Annotated in this window: 17 protein-coding genes; 10 read left to right on the forward strand and 7 right to left on the reverse strand. The window is 60.5% G+C overall.

The features are described from left to right. Nucleotides 1–9: 9 nt before the first annotated feature. The 3 genes from LW136_RS11315 (at nt 10) to LW136_RS11325 (ending at nt 1,974) form a co-directional block, all read left to right on the forward strand. Nucleotides 10–615 carry an arylesterase gene (locus LW136_RS11315; protein WP_234172944.1) on the forward strand — a complete coding sequence of 202 codons (606 nt, stop codon included), beginning with the start codon at nt 10–12 and terminating at the stop codon, nt 613–615. 43 nt (nt 616–658) lie between these two features. Beyond that, the gene (locus LW136_RS11320) at nt 659–940 is read left to right on the forward strand and encodes a hypothetical protein (RefSeq protein WP_041013972.1); all 282 of its coding nucleotides are present in this window, start codon (nt 659–661) and stop codon (nt 938–940) included. A 68-nt stretch (nt 941–1,008) separates the two neighbouring features. Beyond that, on the forward strand, nt 1,009–1,974 hold the full coding sequence (locus LW136_RS11325) for a L,D-transpeptidase family protein (protein ID WP_234172945.1): 966 nt from the start codon (nt 1,009–1,011) through the stop codon (nt 1,972–1,974). A gap of 63 nt (nt 1,975–2,037) precedes the next feature. Here the strand turns inward: LW136_RS11325 and LW136_RS11330 are convergent, their stop codons facing one another. Beyond that, nucleotides 2,038–2,292 (reverse strand): Lpp/OprI family alanine-zipper lipoprotein, encoded by a 255-nt coding sequence (locus LW136_RS11330; RefSeq protein ID WP_003294452.1) that lies wholly within the window; start codon nt 2,290–2,292, stop codon nt 2,038–2,040. A 392-nt stretch (nt 2,293–2,684) separates the two neighbouring features. Between LW136_RS11330 and LW136_RS11335 the strand changes: the two genes are divergently transcribed. Beyond that, nucleotides 2,685–2,978, forward strand: a complete 294-nt coding sequence (locus LW136_RS11335) for a GNAT family N-acetyltransferase (RefSeq protein ID WP_014820327.1) — start codon at nt 2,685–2,687, stop codon at nt 2,976–2,978. A 30-nt stretch (nt 2,979–3,008) separates the two neighbouring features. On the opposite strand, the gene LW136_RS11340 is transcribed toward LW136_RS11335, so the two are convergent. Further along, the gene (locus tag LW136_RS11340; RefSeq protein WP_234172946.1) at nt 3,009–4,085 is read right to left on the reverse strand and encodes a 3-deoxy-7-phosphoheptulonate synthase; all 1,077 of its coding nucleotides are present in this window, start codon (nt 4,083–4,085) and stop codon (nt 3,009–3,011) included. A gap of 264 nt (nt 4,086–4,349) precedes the next feature. Between LW136_RS11340 and LW136_RS11345 the strand changes: the two genes are divergently transcribed. Both LW136_RS11345 and cysB read left to right on the forward strand, forming a co-directional pair. Then, a complete protein-coding gene (locus LW136_RS11345) occupies nt 4,350–5,306 on the forward strand; it encodes a putative 2-dehydropantoate 2-reductase (protein ID WP_228207028.1) in 957 nt (318 codons plus the stop codon). Between the two features lie 178 nt (nt 5,307–5,484). Further along, nucleotides 5,485–6,459 (forward strand): HTH-type transcriptional regulator CysB, encoded by a 975-nt coding sequence (gene cysB, locus LW136_RS11350; protein ID WP_003300132.1) that lies wholly within the window; start codon nt 5,485–5,487, stop codon nt 6,457–6,459. Between the two features lie 73 nt (nt 6,460–6,532). Here cysB and LW136_RS11355 read toward each other — a convergent pair whose 3' ends face one another. After that, nucleotides 6,533–7,267: a phosphoadenylyl-sulfate reductase gene (locus LW136_RS11355; RefSeq protein WP_228207027.1), complete on the reverse strand. Its 735-nt coding sequence runs from the start codon at nt 7,265–7,267 to the stop codon at nt 6,533–6,535. A 192-nt stretch (nt 7,268–7,459) separates the two neighbouring features. Here LW136_RS11355 and thrH point away from each other — a divergent pair, with 192 nt between their 5' ends. After that, nucleotides 7,460–8,077, forward strand: coding sequence for a bifunctional phosphoserine phosphatase/homoserine phosphotransferase ThrH (gene thrH, locus LW136_RS11360; protein WP_003284573.1), 618 nt, complete (start codon nt 7,460–7,462; stop codon nt 8,075–8,077). Nucleotides 8,078–8,112: 35 nt separating this feature from the next. Here thrH and pabB read toward each other — a convergent pair whose 3' ends face one another. From pabB to rloA, 4 genes are read right to left on the reverse strand one after another with little or no spacing between them, the layout of a single operon-like run. Beyond that, nucleotides 8,113–9,459: an aminodeoxychorismate synthase component I gene (gene pabB, locus LW136_RS11365; protein WP_228207026.1), complete on the reverse strand. Its 1,347-nt coding sequence runs from the start codon at nt 9,457–9,459 to the stop codon at nt 8,113–8,115. 59 nt (nt 9,460–9,518) lie between these two features. Then, entirely contained in the window at nt 9,519–10,502 is a 984-nt protein-coding gene (locus LW136_RS11370) for an alpha-L-glutamate ligase-like protein (RefSeq protein WP_228207025.1), read from the reverse strand. A 3-nt stretch (nt 10,503–10,505) separates the two neighbouring features. Continuing rightward, nucleotides 10,506–12,032, reverse strand: coding sequence for an osmotic stress tolerance membrane protein RloB (gene rloB / locus LW136_RS11375; protein ID WP_228207024.1), 1,527 nt, complete (start codon nt 12,030–12,032; stop codon nt 10,506–10,508). Between the two features lie 5 nt (nt 12,033–12,037). Next, nucleotides 12,038–12,574 carry a retropepsin-like aspartic peptidase RloA gene (gene rloA, locus LW136_RS11380; protein ID WP_234172947.1) on the reverse strand — a complete coding sequence of 179 codons (537 nt, stop codon included), beginning with the start codon at nt 12,572–12,574 and terminating at the stop codon, nt 12,038–12,040. Between the two features lie 266 nt (nt 12,575–12,840). On the opposite strand from rloA, the gene LW136_RS11385 reads away from it, so the two are divergent. The 3 genes from LW136_RS11385 (at nt 12,841) to prpC (ending at nt 15,673) form a co-directional block, all read left to right on the forward strand. Then, complete coding sequence (locus LW136_RS11385) at nt 12,841–13,566, forward strand: GntR family transcriptional regulator (RefSeq protein WP_234175255.1); 726 nt, start codon at nt 12,841–12,843, stop codon at nt 13,564–13,566. Continuing rightward, nucleotides 13,563–14,450, forward strand: coding sequence for a methylisocitrate lyase (gene prpB / locus LW136_RS11390; protein ID WP_014820318.1), 888 nt, complete (start codon nt 13,563–13,565; stop codon nt 14,448–14,450). Before LW136_RS11385 ends, prpB begins: the two co-directional genes overlap by 4 nt. A gap of 95 nt (nt 14,451–14,545) precedes the next feature. Beyond that, nucleotides 14,546–15,673, forward strand: a complete 1,128-nt coding sequence (gene prpC / locus LW136_RS11395) for a bifunctional 2-methylcitrate synthase/citrate synthase (RefSeq protein WP_023444338.1) — start codon at nt 14,546–14,548, stop codon at nt 15,671–15,673. Nucleotides 15,674–15,693 lie beyond the last annotated feature (20 nt).

Here is a 15,693-nt window from a genome sequence, read left to right on the forward strand (position 1 = left end):
GGGGATCCGATGCGAAAGTGGCTGAAATGCGGGGCTCTGGCGCTGCTGTGCTGGACTCAGGGAGCCCTGGCCGGAACCGTACTGGTGGTCGGCGATAGTATCAGCGCGGCTTTCGGGCTGGAAACCAGCCAGGGGTGGGTGCATCTGCTGCAGGAACGCCTGGTCGGGGCGGATGATTCGTGGCGTGTGGTGAACGCTTCGATCAGTGGCGACACCACGTCTGGCGGGCTCGCGCGGCTTGATCCGTTGCTCGAGGAGTATGCTCCCGAGGTGGTGATTCTCGAGCTGGGAGGCAACGACGGTCTGCGTGGACAGTCGCCAGCGCAATTGAAACAGAATCTTGCCGAGATGATCGATCGTAGCCGCGAGGCGGGGGCAGAGGTCCTGTTGCTTGGAATGCGCATGCCGCCCAATCTCGGGCAGCGTTACACCCGCGCCTTCGCTGACGCGTTCGACTCGCTGGCAGCGGAGAAACCGGTGGCTTATGTGCCGTTTCTGCTGGAGGGTGTTGGTGGCGTCGCTAGGATGATGCAAGCCGATGGCATTCACCCGACCGCAGAGGCCCAGACCCAGCTGCTGGATACTGTCTGGCCGGTGCTCGAACCCTTGCTTTGAGGCGTGCGCGCAGCTACTGTCGCGCCCTCGATTGGAGCCTCAGATGTCGCGCTCAGCCAGGACCCTTTACGCTTATCGAATCATCGTGCCGGACGAACAGTACGACATGTTCGCCTGCCGCGAGAATCGACTGCACCTGGCGTTGCGCCAGCTTGAGCTGAGCGGCAATGCGGACCGTACCCTGTGTGGCGGTCTGCTGCCTGCGCAGCCTCGCTGGAGGGAGCTCGAGCGCGCCACGCTGAAGGACCGACAGCTGTGTCCGAACTGCAGGCAGTTGCTGGAGGCGCGACGCAAGGGCCTTCCGTCCGCCACCGCTGCCTGGTAGCTCACGTTTCGCCCGGTTCACGTACAATCGCACCATTTCCATCATCCAAGTTCTCAAGGATTTTCTGAATGCTCTCGCGCGCGTTTGCAGTCGCCTCCTGTTTGTCACTCGCTGCTTTGCTTTCAGCAGGCTCCAGCGCGGCGCTCGAGCTGCCGCTGCCGCCGGAAGGCGACGACATCGTCGGTCAGATTCAGGTCATCAAGGCCAAGTACGAGGACACCTTCGCCGCCATTGGTGAAACCCATGACCTTGGCTATCTGGAGCTGGTGGCGGCCAATCCGGGTGTCGATCCCTGGTTGCCAGGCGAGGGCACGGACATCGTCCTGCCGACCCGTTTCATTCTGCCGCCGGGCCCGCGTGAAGGCGTGGTGATCAACATTGCCGAGTACCGCCTTTATTACTTCCCGGAAGGGAAGAACGTCGTGCACACCTTCCCCCTCGGCATCGGTCGCGAGGGTTGGGGCTCGCCGGTTGGTAATACGCGGATTTCGGCAATGACCAGCAACCCCGCCTGGTACCCACCGCAATCCATCCGTGACGAGCACGCTGCAGATGGCGACCCGTTACCGACAGTCGTTCCACCCGGACCGGATAACCCGCTGGGGCCGTTCAAGATGACGCTTTCGCTGCCCGGCTACCTTATCCATGGCTCGAACAAGAAGTTCGGGATCGGTATGCGCGTCAGTCATGGCTGCTTCCGCATGCTCAACCACAATGTGCTGGAGCTGGCGAAGATGGTGAAGGTGGGGACGCCGGTCCGCATCGTCGACGAGCCATACAAATTCGGCGTGAGTGAGGGCAAGGTGTATCTCGAAGCCCATGCGCCGCTGGAAGAGGGTGATCAGCAAACGCTCACCTTGATGGATAAGCATGCGGTCGTGATCAATACGCTACTCAAGCGCGACGATGCCGCGGGCAAGCTGCATCTTGACTGGGAAATGGTCCGCGAAATCATCGCTGGCGAGGACGGCCTGCCGATCCAGATTGCCGAGCAACGGACGGAAGTGGCTGCTCAGGAAGAACAGTTGTTTTGACTGCTGATCTAAGTGCATAAAAAAAGCCGACCTCAAAGGTCGGCTTTTTTTATTTCTACAAGCTTACTTGCGGCTGGCGCGTTCCAGCATACGCAGAGCACGCTCGTTGGCTTCGTCAGCGGTCTGCTGAGCCTTCTGAGCGGCGGCCAGAGCTTCGTCGGCCTTGCTGTACGCTTCGTCAGCGCGAGCCTGGGCGCGGGCAGCGGCGTCCTCGGTCGCGGTCAGGCGAGCTTCGCTTTCTTTGGTCATGCTGTTGCTGCAACCGGTAGCCAGAACTGCGGCCAGAGCCAGAGCAGAGAATTTCAGAACGTTGTTCATCTTGTTCCCCTTAAGGTGGAAATCCATAAGCAACTTCCGTTATGGAAAGTTTGCGCGCACATACTACCTAGAACTTAGCTTAAGTAAACGGAGCGAGCCTCGGAGCCACAGGTTTTTTTTCAAATGGCCTTTTGCTTTACCACCCCTTTGCGAAAGTTGGATAAAAAACATCCAGTGTTCGCCGGGAATACATGCACTCATAGTTGCCTGATCTTCTGTTTGATCGAAAGTTCCTTCAATGCCGCGCACAAATATTGATCAGCTGAGGCTGTTCGAACGGATGCGAAACAGGTAGAAAAGACACCTGTGTATGTTTCGGCTGCCAGTTCTGCGTCATGGACCGCAGCGTGATCGAGAACAAGAAGACAGGGCAATCCTGCTGAGGAGTCAAAATGAGCGATACGGTGCGTGTTCACCATGACCTGGCGGGGCATCGCTTCGAGGCCGTGATCGACGGTCATTGTGCCTATCTGGCCTATATGGATTTGGGCAAGCAGACGCTGGACATGTACCGGACCTTCGTTCCGGATGCGCTGCGTGGGCGAGGCATCGCTGCTGTGCTGACGCAGCACGCGCTCGAATATGCCGAGCGCGAGGGGTACCAGGTGATTCCGTCGTGTTCCTATGTCGAACGTTACATCGAGCGCAATCGACCGACCTCGGACAGGGTGGAACCGACCCCATAAAAAAACGCCGGGAGACCGGCGTTTTTCGTTTCAGTCGCGCTGCCGTCTTGGCAGTACGTCCTTTAGCTTGTCGTGCATGCTCATCACCGCCTTCTCGGTGGTTTCCCAGTCGATACAGGCATCGGTGATCGATACGCCGTACTTGAGATCACTCAGATCCTTCGGAATGGACTGGTTACCCCAGCCAAGGTGGCTTTCCACCATCAGGCCAACGATGGAGTTGTTGCCTTCCAGAATCTGATTGGCGACGTTGTCCATTACCAGCGGCTGCAGGGCTGGGTCCTTGTTGGAGTTAGCGTGGCTGCAGTCGATCATGACGTTGGGGCGGATACCGGCCTTGCTCAGTTCCTGCTCGCACAGCGCGACGCTGACCGAGTCGTAGTTAGGCTTGCCGTTGCCGCCGCGGAGCACGACGTGGCCATAGTTGTTGCCCTTGGTGGTGACGATGGAAACGCCGCCGGACTGGTTGATACCGAGGAAACGGTGCGGGCTGGAAACCGATTGCAGGGCATTGATGGCCACGGTCAGGCTGCCGTCGGTACCGTTTTTGAAGCCGACAGCGGAGGACAGGCCCGAGGCCATCTCGCGGTGAGTCTGGGATTCGGTGGTGCGTGCGCCAATCGCCGACCAGCTGATCAGGTCCTGCATGTATTGCGGCGAAATCGGATCGAGCGCCTCGGTCGCTGTGGGCAGGCCCATCTCGGCGAGATCGAGAAGCAGCTTGCGACCGATGTGCAGCCCGTCTTGGATCTTGAAGGAGTCGTCCATGTACGGATCGTTGATCAGGCCTTTCCAGCCGACGGTGGTGCGTGGCTTCTCGAAATACACCCGCATAACGAGGAAGAGGCTGTCGGACACCTTTTCTGCCAGCACCTTGAGACGCTCGGCGTACTCGTGGGCGGCCTTCAGATCGTGAATGGAGCAAGGGCCGATCACTATGAACAGGCGGTGATCCTTGCCGTCGAGAATGTCGCGTACCACCTGGCGCCCGTGGGAGACGGTCTGCAGTGCCGAGGCGGTCAGCGGAATTTCACGCTTTAGTTGCTCCGGCGTGATGAGGGTCACGTTGGAGGCAACGTTAAGGTCGTCGATTGGTAAATCAGCCATTTGTTACTCGTCAGGAATCACGGGAGCCGTCCGCCAGCGATCCCGGTGCGGCGGAACACAGCCTGAGGGCGCAGCGGGGAAACGGAACCTTATCGCTAAAGGCCGCACTCGACAACGAGATTGATGGCCTATTGAGGCTTGCCCCCAGTGCACCCATCCACGCTGCCACGCCAGTCACTGGGACGTTGCGTGCCGGACTGCTATCGTTCGACCTTTTACCGGCTGGCCCAACGAGCGCGGCCGGTCCACTGATCTGGAGTGCTTATGTCTGCAGCGAGTCCACGTATCGGCATCATCGGCACCGGTGCCATCGGCGGTTTTTACGGTTTGATGCTGGCGCGTGCCGGCTACGATGTGCACTTTCTTTTGCGTAGCGAATACGCCGCGGTGTGCGAGCGCGGCTTACAGGTGAACAGTGCCGTTCATGGAGCGCTGCAGTTGGAGCGGCCGCAGGTCTACCGCGATGCAGCGCAGATGCCGGCGTGCGACTGGTTGCTGGTCGGTGCCAAAAGCACCAGCAACGAAGCACTCGCGCCGATCATCGCACAGCTAGCCGCTCCTGGTTGCAAGGTCGTTGTACTGCAGAACGGTTTGGGGGTGGAAGATGCCATCAGGCCATTCCTCCCTGACACCGTACATCTGCTCGGTGGCTTGTGTGCGATCTGTGCCCATCGCTCGGCGCCCGGCGTGGTGGAGCATCAGGCACTGGGCGGGGTGAATCTCGGTTACCACTCGGGACCTGCCAGCGGCGACGAGCAGGCTCAACTTGCGCTGCTGAACGCGATGGTCGAGATGTTCCGTCAGGCAGGCGTGGACTCGTCGCCGATGCCCAGCCTGGCACAGGCGCGCTGGATGAAGCTGGTGTGGAATGTCCCGTTCAACGGGCTGTCGGCGTTGCTTGACGCGGGCACCGAGTCACTGCTCAGTAGCGATCACTCGCGCGCGCAGGTCAAGGCGATCATGCAAGAGGTCTGCACGGCGGCGCACGCGCTGGGCTGTTCGCTGCCGGAGGACTTTCCGGAAAAGCTGCTGATGGGCACTGCGCGTATGCCCGATTACCTGCCCAGCATGTATCACGATCGTTTTCAGAACCGGCCGATGGAGCTTGAAGCGATCTATGCGGCACCGCTTGCTGCCGCAGCGCAGACAGGCGTTTCGATGCCCAGAACAGAGATGTTGTATCACCTGTTGCGTTTTCTGGAGCAGCGCACTGGTGGCTGAGAGCAAACGCCAGGCCCGGTTTTCGCCGCGCTGCTAAGCTCAACGGCAGTCGCGGCGAGTCAGACCAAAGGTCGCACAGCAAACGCCAGGCGGAACATCTATCATCCGTTGGCGCGTCGTTCATAAGGTTATAAGTGTTGCGGCAGGCGCAGTGGTGCCTTTGCCTTGAGGGATTTCTATGAAGCTTCAACAACTGCGTTACATCTGGGAAGTGGCGCACCATGACCTCAACGTTTCGGCAACGGCGCAGAGTCTGTTCACCTCGCAACCCGGAATCAGCAAGCAGATCCGACTGCTGGAAGACGAGCTCGGCGTCGAGGTGTTCGCCCGCAGCGGCAAGCATCTGACCCGTGTCACGCCAGCGGGGGAGCGCATCATCACGACGGCAGGCGAGATCCTGCGCAAATGCGAGAGCATCAAGCAGATCGCTCAGGAGTTCTCCAACGAAAAGAAGGGAACCCTGAGCATCGCCACCACCCATACCCAGGCGCGCTACGCGTTGCCCCAGGTTATTAGCAGCTTTATCAAGCAATACCCTGACGTTTCCCTGCACATGCACCAGGGTACGCCGATGCAGATCGCCGAGATGGCCGCCGACGGCACAGTCGACTTCGCCATTGCCACCGAAGGACTGGAGTTGTTCGGTGATCTGGTGATGATGCCCTGCTATCGCTGGAACCGTTGTGTGATCGTGCCTCAGGGGCATCCGCTGGCAAAGCTCGAAAAGCTCACGCTCGAAGCACTCGCCGAGCATCCGATCGTGACCTACGTATTCGGGTTCACCGGCCGGTCCAAGCTCGACGAGGCGTTCGGGCACCGCGGGCTTTCGCCGAAAGTGGTCTTCACCGCCGCCGATGCCGACGTGATCAAGACTTATGTGCGGCTTGGGCTGGGTGTCGGGATCGTTGCGCGAATGGCTGTGGATTCCAAGCTCGACTCCGATCTGGTTGTACTGGATGCCAGCGAGCTGTTCGAATCCAGTGTCACCAAGATCGGCTTCCGCCGCGGCACCTTCTTGCGCGGCTTCATGTGCGACTTCATCCAGCAGTTTGCCCCGCACCTGGATAGGGACATGCTGGAGAAGGCGATCCAGTGCCGTAACAAGGCGGAACTGGATGAGCTGTTCGACGGCATGGAACTGCCGACTTACTGAGCCATGCCGAGCAGGCCGGGAGCCCAGCCTGCTGTCCTTTTATCGTTGCTTCGCTGCCAGCCCTGACTGAGTTTCAGTTCTTGGCGATCAGATTGCCGGCATGCAGCCCGCATTCCTTGTGAGTAGCTTCCTCCCACCACCAGCGACCTTCGCGCTCGTGCTGATTGGGCAGTACCGGGCGGGTGCAGGGCTCGCAGCCGATGCTGATGAAACCGCGCTCGTGCAGGCTGTTGTAGGGGATTTCCAGCATGCGGATGTAGCCCCAGACTTCCTCGCTGGTCATCTGCGCCAACGGGTTGAACTTGTATAGCGCGTTATCCGCTGTGGAGAAGGCCGTATCCAGCTCCAGCACCGATACCTGGCCGCGTGTGCCGGGGCTCTGATCGCGGCGCTGCCCGGTAGCCCAGGCGCGGACGGTGGCCAGTTTGCGTCGCAGTGGCTCGATCTTGCGAATTCCACAGCATTCGCCGTGACCGTCACGATAGAAACTGAACAGTCCTTTCTCATTTACCAGTGGCTGCAGCAATGCCGGATCGGGGGTCATGATTTCGATGGCAATGCCGTAGTGATCGCGTACCTGCTCGATGAAACGGTAGGTTTCGCTATGCAGTCGCCCGGTATCAAGGGTGAACACCTTGACGTTCTTGTTCAGCTTCCAGGCCATGTCCAGCAGCACCACGTCTTCGGCGCCACTGAAGGAAATCCACAGATCATCGCCGAACAGGTCGAAGGCGAGCTTTAGAACGTCTTGCGGGGATTTCTCGGCGTAGGCAGTGGCCAACGCGGCGACGTCGATAGATGGGCTCATCGGGCGGCTTCCTTATAGATGGCATTGGCGCTTCAGCGCTCTGAGGCCGCGGATGGTAGCAAAAGGCGTTTATGCCGCTAAATAACGTTTAGACACTCTGATCAGCTGCTTCGGGTATAAGCCTTGCGTTGCTTCGGTGGCGAGCTGCCGTTAGAGTGCCGCCTTCAATTTTCTGCATTGAGGAGTGGCCCCGTGGAAATAGCCTGTCTCGACCTGGAAGGTGTGCTGGTTCCGGAAATCTGGATCGCCTTTGCCGAGGCCACCGGAATCGAATCGCTCCGGGCGACCACGCGGGACATTCCCGACTACGACGTGTTGATGAAGCAGCGCCTGCGCATCCTCGATGAGCACGGTCTGAAGCTCGCCGACATCCAGAAGGTGATTGCGACGCTGAAGCCACTGGAAGGCGCCCCTGAGTTCGTCGACTGGCTGCGCGAGCGCTTCCAGGTGGTGATCCTGTCCGACACCTTCTACGAGTTCTCGCAGCCGCTGATGCGCCAGTTGGGATTCCCGACGCTGCTTTGTCACCGCCTGATCACTGACGAAACCGATCGCGTCGTGGACTATCAGCTGCGTCAGAAGGACCCCAAGCGTCAGTCGGTCATTGCGCTGAAGAGCCTCTACTACCGCGTCATTGCCGCGGGCGATTCCTACAACGACACCACCATGCTCAGCGAGGCCCATGCCGGCATCCTGTTCCATGCGCCGGACAACGTCATCGCCGAGTTCCCGCAGTTCCCGGCAGTGCACACCTTCGACGAGCTGAAGCAGGAATTCCTCAAGGCATCGAACCGCAAGCTCGCGCTCTAGTGAGTGAGGAAGCGACCGGTGCATGGCCGGTCGCTTCAGTCTGGTAGCTGCTCCAGTGTCTGCAGCAACACCTTCACCTTGTCGATCGATTCCTGGTACTCCGCCTGCCAGTCCGAGTCGGCGACGATGCCACCGCCGCCCCAGCAGCTGGCTTGCCCATCGCGGATGAGCAGTGTGCGAATGGCGATGGAGCTGTCCATTTCCCCCCTGACATCGACGTACAGCAACGATCCGCAATAGATTGCGCGGCGCGTCGGTTCCAGCTCGTCGATGATCTGCATGGCGCGGATCTTCGGCGCTCCGGTGATCGAGCCGCCGGGAAAGCTGCCGGCCAGCAGATCGAACGCGTCGTGGCCGTCGGCCAGTTCGCCGGTCACGCAGCTCACCAGGTGATGCACGTTGGGGTAGCTTTCCAGTGCGAACAGCTGCGGAACGCGCACGCTGCCGATGCGGCAGCTGCGGCCGAGGTCGTTGCGCAGCAGGTCGACGATCATCAGGTTCTCGGCGCGATCCTTGTCACTGGCGAGCAGCGCTTGCGCTTGTGCGGCGTCGCTGCGCTCGTCCGCACCGCGTGGACGGGTTCCTTTGATCGGGCGGGTTTCCACGTGGCCCTGCTGCAGGCGCAGGAAGCGCTCCGGCGAGAGGCTGGCAATGGCGCCGTCTTCCAGTGCAACGAAGCCGGCGTAAGGCGTTGGGCAAGCTTCTCGCAGCGCGCGATAGGCGTTCCATGGGTCACCCGAGCAGCCGGCACGAAAACGCTGGGTGAAATTGACCTGATAGCAGTCACCGGCCTGGATGTAGGTCTGAATGCGCTCGATGCCGTTCCGGTAAGTGTCGACAGAAAGATCGGCAGCGAAACGGCTGTGCAGCCTGAATGGAGCGCTTTCGACGGTGGTGGCTGAATCGAACAGCGCGATCAGTCGCATCTGCTCGGAAGAAGTCGTTGCTGGGTGAAACACCAACTGACTGGTGCGCCTCTGGTGATCGCTGATCAGCGCCCAGCCATAAAGGCCGAAACGCGCCAGTGGCAGACCGTTGTCGTCGAGGGCGCGCTGGGGCAGGGTCTCGAGGCGGGCACCGAAGTCGTAGCTCAACAGGCCGATCAGGCCTCCGGCAAACGGCAGCTCACAGCTCTCGGGCAGCTCGGCGGAGCCAAGTCCGCGCAACGCCTGGCGCAAACGGTGGAAGTAATCACGCCCTGATTCATCGTCGCGTGGCTCGTGCACGGCCAGTGGCCAGGCGCTGAGAATGTCGAAGCGCCCACGCTCGGCCTTCGGCCTGCCCGAATCGAGCAGCACCGCCCTTGGGGCATGGCGGATGTGCTCGAACCAATAGGCGGGATCGGCCTGGTAGGGCAGGGCATGCAGCGTGCAGATGGACATGGGTCGAGTCGATGAGGGGGCAGCCCGAGAGGATACGCGGGCTACCCGGCTTGCGTCATTCAGGCGTGGGGCGGGACATGGCCGAACAGCTCCTGGGAGAACTTCACCCGCTCCTCCGGCGTTTCCTGGATGCCTTTCTCCTTGAGTTCCGCCAGGCGGTTCTCGACTGCATGGGCCCGGTGCGTCAGCCCACAGTCGTTGGCGATCTGGATGTTCAGGCCAGGACGCGCATTCAACTCGAGAATGAGTGGGCCCTTGTCCTGATCGAGCACCATGTCGACACCGATATACCCGAGCCCGCAAAGCTCGTAGCAGCCGGCGGCCAGCTTCATGAAGCCGTCCCAGTTCGGCAACTGCACGCCATCCACCGCGTTGGTGGTGTCCGGGTGTTTGGTGATCTTGTTGTTCAGCCAGGTACCACGCAGGGTGATGCCGGTGGCCAGATCCACACCGACGCCGATGGCTCCCTGGTGCAGGTTGGCCTTGCCGCCGGATTGACGGGTTGGCAGGCGCAGCATCGCCATGACCGGGTAGCCCATCAGCACGATGATGCGAATGTCCGGCACACCTTCGTAGCTGATGCTCTTGAAGATCGGGTCGGGGGTGACGCGATATTCGATCAGTGCGCGGTCACGATGGCCGCCCAGCGAGTACAGCCCGGTGAGGATATTGGAGATCTGATGCTCGATCTCCTCATGGGTCATGATCTTGCCCGAGACGGTCCTGTAACGGCCCTCAAAACGATCGGCTATCACCAGGATGCCGTCGCCACCGGCGCCCTGGGCCGGCTTGACGACGAAATCGGTGTGATCCTTGACGATATCCTTGAGCTTGTCGATGTCCTTTTCGGTTTCGATGATGCCGTACATCTCCGGCACATGAATGCCGGCCTCGATGGCGCGCTCCTTGGTGATGATCTTGTCATCGACGATCGGATACAGGTTGCGCTTGTTGTACTTGAGCACATAGTCCGCGTTGCGGCGGTTGATGCCCATGATTCCCTTGGCCTCGAGGGCCTTCCACGTCTTGATCAGACCGAACATGGCTCAATCCTTCAGAAAGGCTTTGAAGCGGAACAGCTCGGTCAGGCGGTAGCCGCGGTAGCGACCCATCGCCAGCATGAAGCCCACCATGATCAGCAGCACCGCTGGGAAGGTGAAGATGAAGTAGGTCAGCTCCTGAATGTTCATCAGCATGAAGGCCAGGCTCGCGGCGATCAGGGTGCCGACCGCCACCTTGAAGGCATGGCCGCCGCCACGTTCTTCCCAGGTGATCGACAGGCGCTCGATGGTCATGGTCAGAATCACCATCGGGAACAGGGAGACCGACAGGCCGCGCTCCAGGCCGAGCTTGTGACTGAGCAGGCTGATCACGGCGATCAGCACCACGACGAACGTCAGTACCACCGAGAGGCGCGGCAGCATCTGCAGTTTCAGGTGTTCCAGGTACGAACGCAGCGACAGGCCCAGCGCCGTGATCAGCGTGAACAGGATGATGCCGAAGCCGATCTGGGTTTCGCGGAATGCCAGGGCAATCAGTACCGGGGTGAAGGTTCCGAGGGTCTGCAGGCCGCCGAGGTTGCGCAGGATCAGGATCACCAGCACGCCGATCGGGATCATGATCATGATCTGGTAGGTCTGCTGGGTCTGCAGGGGCAGGCCATACAGCGAGTACTCGAGGAAGTCGGCGTCGGTGTTCTCGTCGGTCAGCTTGGCCAGGCGGATGGCGTTCATTTCGCTGTTATTGAGCGTGAAGGTCACCTGCGGATTGCGTCCGCCTTCCAGATTGATCAGCGGCTCGTCACCGGTCCACCAGACCAAGCGGTCATTCGGCAGGCCTTGCTCGCCGGTGCCGGGGTTGAAGAACAGCCACTTGTCGCCGTTGAAGCTGCGTAGCCAGAGTTCCGGGGTTTGCGGCTGGTCTGCGTTCAGGCGAATGGTATGCACGCGCTCCATCGGCACGTGAGCGATGGACAGCAGCAATTCGATGACGCGTGCCTTGTTCGGGATGGATGCATCGCCGCCCAGTAGCAGCTTGACGTTGTCATCGTTGGAATTGTTGACCCGCTTGATGGCTTCGCTGATGAAGGTTTCCACATCAGCGGAATGCTGACGAATCGGAGAAAGCAGCGCTTCGGCAGCGATCTTCTCGGCGCCTTCCACCGGAAGACTGTCGCGGAAGATCGGCCCGGTGGCCTTGGTCTGCTCACCGCTGTAGCGCTTGGTGAGCACGAGGCGGTAATAGAGCGTCTGGTTTCCGCTCGCACGGCGCGCAGACCAGGTGACGCGGCGGTTGCCGTCGGCCCGGTTGATGCTGACGCCGTAGTTGTTGGATATGAAGCTTTCGTTGAGGCTGACGAATTCCTGATTCAGTGGCGGCACGTACATCTGCAGCTTGACCGGCTCGCGTGGGCTGGCCTGGAACTCGACCTTGGCGTCGATATTCCACAGGTCATCGGTTTCGTCTTCGGTAACCGGAATGCCCAGTATGAAGATCTGGTAGGCGGTGATCGAAATTCCCAGAGCGACGAGGATGAAGATCAGGACTTTCAGATGCAGAGTGAGAGCGCGCATGGGTATTACTCGTCAGCGTCAGATTCGTTGAGGCAACCGGGTTTGCCGGCAATAAAGGTGCGACTTGGGTCGACCAGGGCGCCGAAGCGGGTGAGCGCGTCGGAACCGATCAAAAGTGGGTATTGGAAAGCGGTACGGTCCGTGAGGTTCACTTCGATTGTGCGTTTGGCCTTGCCCATGCACAGATCGAGTTCGATAACCGGGCGCGCCGTGTAGGTTTTTTCCTCTTCCGGATCATAGTCGCCAGCCCGGCGCTTGATCTTGCTGATGCGTGCCAGCGGGCGCTCGATGGGGTGTGCGTGGGCGCTGTCGACGGCAAGGTAGAAGCGCACCCACGACTCGCCTTCACGCTTGAATCGGGTGATGTCACGCGCACTGAGCGACGCGGTTTGGGCGCCGGTGTCGAGCTTGGCGTCCACTTCCAGATTGAAGTCGGGGATTCCAACGTGTTCGTTCAGACCGTAAATCGTATTGTCGGCAGCGGTGCTGATCGCGGGCAGGAGTAATGTACAGAACAGCAGGAAGTGGGCTTTTACTCTCATGGAACCTGTTGTCTTAAGGAAGGGATGACTAGAGATCGAGTGGCGACAGGCATTGCGGGCAAGCGCCGGGAGCGCGAAAGGCTGGCATTCTAGCATGCTGGTTTCACGGCGCTACAAGGCGCTCTGCCCTGGCTCAAGCTAATCTCGATCAGGTTGCCGCTTTTACGACTTTAGTAAAGGTGTCGACAATCTGCGTAGGCGGGCTGTTGACTGGTCGGCAATGCAGGCGTACTTTCGCCGCATCGAAACCTGAATTGTCGACAATCATGCTGGATACCGTTGAGCTTCACCCATCCGCGCAACAGCTCGACAGTGGCACGCTGGCCGAGCATGTGTTTCGTCTGATCCAGGCTACCATCGTCAAAGGCGAGATTGCCCCGGGTAGCAAGATCTCCGAGCCGGAGCTGGCGCGTACCTATGGCATAAGCCGCGGGCCGTTGCGCGAGGCGATCCACCGGCTGGAAGGGCAGAAGCTGCTGGTCCGCGTGCCGCATGTTGGCGCGAGGGTGGTGTCGCTCAGTCATGCCGAGCTGATCGAGCTCTACGAGATTCGTGAATCCCTGGAAGGCATGGCCTGCCGCCTGGCGGCCGAACGCATGACTGAGGCGGAAATCGACGACCTGCGCCGGGTACTGAGCACCCACGAGCGCGATGAGGCGTTTCAGGCCGGTGTCGGCTATTACCAGCAGGAAGGCGACTTCGACTTCCATTACCGGATCATTCAGGGCAGCGGCAACCGCACACTGGCCAAGCTGCTGTGCGACGAGCTCTATCAGCTGGTGCGCATGTACCGCATCCAGTTCTCCACCACGCCGAACCGTCCGCATCAGGCCTTCGCCGAACACCACCGGATTCTCGATGCCATCGCCGAACGCGATGGCGAACTGGCGGAGCTGCTGATGCGCCGCCATATCGCCGCTTCCAAGCGCAATGTCGAACGTCACTTCACGGGCGTTCTTGAGCAAACACCACATGAAAGGGGTAATGCATGACTCTTCCTTCTGCCGGTCAGCGTTTCCGTGACGCCGTCGCCAGCGAGCATCCGCTCCAGGTCGTCGGCGCGATCAACGCCAACCACGCCTTGCTGGCCAAGCGTGCCGGCTTCAAGGCCATCTATCTGTCCGGCGGCGGCGTTGCTGCCGGCTCGCTGGGTCTGCCGGATCTAGGCATCACCGGGCTCGACGATGTGCTGACCGACGTGCGCCGCATCACCGATGTCTGCGATCTGCCGCTGCTGGTGGATGTCGACACCGGCTTCGGCTCCTCGGCGTTCAACGTGGCGCGTACCGTCAAGTCGATGATCAAGTTCGGCGCCGCGGCGATCCACATCGAGGACCAGGTCGGTGCCAAGCGTTGCGGCCATCGTCCAAACAAGGAAATCGTCTCGCAGCAGGAGATGGTCGACCGCATCAAGGCGGCCGTGGACGCGCGCACCGACGACAGCTTCGTGATCATGGCGCGTACCGATGCGCTGGCGGTGGAAGGTCTGAACTCCGCTCTGGATCGTGCCGCGGCCTGCATCGAAGCGGGTGCCGACATGATCTTCCCCGAGGCCATCACCGAGTTGGCGATGTACAAGACCTTCGCCGACCGCGTGCAGGCGCCAATACTGGCCAACATCACCGAGTTCGGTGCCACGCCGCTTTACACCACCGAAGAGCTGGCCAGCGTCGACGTCTCCCTGGTGCTCTACCCGCTGTCGGCGTTCCGTGCCATGAACAAGGCCGCGGAAAATGTCTACACCGCGCTGCGCCGTGACGGCACGCAGAAGAACGTGATCGACACCATGCAAACCCGCATGGAGCTCTACGATCGCATCAACTATCACACGTTCGAGCAGCACCTCGACGCGCTGTTCGCTCAGAAGAAGAGCTGACGAGAAGGCCCCATTGGGTTTGCCAATGGGGCCTTTGCGATCCATTTTTCAACGTGATTTGCAGTATCCAGAACAAATCCAAGAAGGAGATAGCAATGGCTGAAGCAAAAGTTTTGAGCGGCGCGGGCCTGCGCGGACAGATCGCCGGACAGACCGCCCTGTGTACCGTGGGCAAGACCGGTGCCGGGTTGACCTATCGTGGTTACGACGTGCGCGACCTGGCGGCCGAGTGCGATTTCGAGGAAGTGGCCTACCTGCTGTTCTATGGTGAGCTGCCGAACACCCAGCAACTGGCCGATTACAAGAATCGCCTGAAGACCATGCGTGACCTGCCGCAGGCACTGAAGGAAGTGCTCGAGCGTATTCCGGCGAGCGCCCACCCGATGGATGTCATGCGTACCGGTTCGTCCGTACTTGGCACGCTGGAGCCGGAGCTCAGCTTCGACCAGCAGCGCGACGTGGCCGAGCGGCTGATGGCCGCCTTCCCGGCGATCATGTGCTACTGGTATCGCTTCACCCACGACGGTGTTCGCATCAACTGCACCAGTGATGAAGAGACCCTGGGCGGCCATTTCCTCGCGCTGCTGCACGACAAGAAGCCGAGCGACCTGCACGTCAAGGTGATGAACGTCTCGCTGATCCTCTACGCCGAGCACGAGTTCAACGCCTCGACCTTTACCGCCCGTGTCTGTGCCTCGACGCTCTCCGACCTCTATTCCTGCGTGACTGGTGCCATCGGTTCGCTGCGCGGTCCGCTGCATGGCGGCGCCAACGAAGCGGCGATGGACATGATCGAGCAATGGAAGAGTCCGGAAGAAGCCCGCGAAGCGATCCTCGGCATGCTCGAGCGCAAGGACAAGATCATGGGCTTCGGCCACGCGATCTATAGCGTTTCCGACCCGCGCAACGAGGTGATCAAGGTCTGGGCCGAAAAGCTCGCGGATGAAGTGGGCGACACCGTGCTCTACCCGGTCTCGGTCGCCGTTGACGAAACCATGTGGGAGCAGAAGAAGCTCTTCCCGAACGCCGACTTCTACCATGCGTCCGCCTATCACTTCATGGGCATCCCGACCAAGCTGTTCACGCCGATCTTCGTCTGCTCGCGCGTCACCGGCTGGGCGTCCCATGTGTTCGAACAACGCAGCAACAACCGGATCATTCGGCCGAGCGCCGAGTACATCGGTCCGGAGCAGCGCAAGGTTGTCCCGATCGCCCAGCGTTGATCGGAGCGGAGGAGCTCGTC

This window comes from Stutzerimonas kunmingensis (genome assembly GCF_021432085.1).
In the GTDB taxonomy this organism is placed as follows: domain Bacteria; phylum Pseudomonadota; class Gammaproteobacteria; order Pseudomonadales; family Pseudomonadaceae; genus Stutzerimonas.

Excerpts from the sequence above, each read along its gene's own strand:
- LW136_RS11315 (WP_234172944.1), top strand. The coding sequence starts at position 10 with ATGCGAAAGTGGCTGAAATGCGGGGCTCTGGCGCTGCTGTGCTGGACT.
- LW136_RS11320 (WP_041013972.1), top strand. The coding sequence starts at position 659 with ATGTCGCGCTCAGCCAGGACCCTTTACGCTTATCGAATCATCGTGCCG.
- LW136_RS11325 (WP_234172945.1), top strand. The coding sequence starts at position 1,009 with ATGCTCTCGCGCGCGTTTGCAGTCGCCTCCTGTTTGTCACTCGCTGCT.
- LW136_RS11330 (WP_003294452.1), bottom strand. The coding sequence starts at position 2,292 with ATGAACAACGTTCTGAAATTCTCTGCTCTGGCTCTGGCCGCAGTTCTG.
- LW136_RS11335 (WP_014820327.1), top strand. The coding sequence starts at position 2,685 with ATGAGCGATACGGTGCGTGTTCACCATGACCTGGCGGGGCATCGCTTC.
- LW136_RS11340 (WP_234172946.1), bottom strand. The coding sequence starts at position 4,085 with ATGGCTGATTTACCAATCGACGACCTTAACGTTGCCTCCAACGTGACC.
- LW136_RS11345 (WP_228207028.1), top strand. The coding sequence starts at position 4,350 with ATGTCTGCAGCGAGTCCACGTATCGGCATCATCGGCACCGGTGCCATC.
- cysB (WP_003300132.1), top strand. The coding sequence starts at position 5,485 with ATGAAGCTTCAACAACTGCGTTACATCTGGGAAGTGGCGCACCATGAC.
- LW136_RS11355 (WP_228207027.1), bottom strand. The coding sequence starts at position 7,267 with ATGAGCCCATCTATCGACGTCGCCGCGTTGGCCACTGCCTACGCCGAG.
- pabB (WP_228207026.1), bottom strand. The coding sequence starts at position 9,459 with ATGTCCATCTGCACGCTGCATGCCCTGCCCTACCAGGCCGATCCCGCC.
- LW136_RS11370 (WP_228207025.1), bottom strand. The coding sequence starts at position 10,502 with ATGTTCGGTCTGATCAAGACGTGGAAGGCCCTCGAGGCCAAGGGAATC.
- rloB (WP_228207024.1), bottom strand. The coding sequence starts at position 12,032 with ATGCGCGCTCTCACTCTGCATCTGAAAGTCCTGATCTTCATCCTCGTC.
- rloA (WP_234172947.1), bottom strand. The coding sequence starts at position 12,574 with ATGAGAGTAAAAGCCCACTTCCTGCTGTTCTGTACATTACTCCTGCCC.
- LW136_RS11385 (WP_234175255.1), top strand. The coding sequence starts at position 12,841 with ATGCTGGATACCGTTGAGCTTCACCCATCCGCGCAACAGCTCGACAGT.
- prpB (WP_014820318.1), top strand. The coding sequence starts at position 13,563 with ATGACTCTTCCTTCTGCCGGTCAGCGTTTCCGTGACGCCGTCGCCAGC.
- prpC (WP_023444338.1), top strand. The coding sequence starts at position 14,546 with ATGGCTGAAGCAAAAGTTTTGAGCGGCGCGGGCCTGCGCGGACAGATC.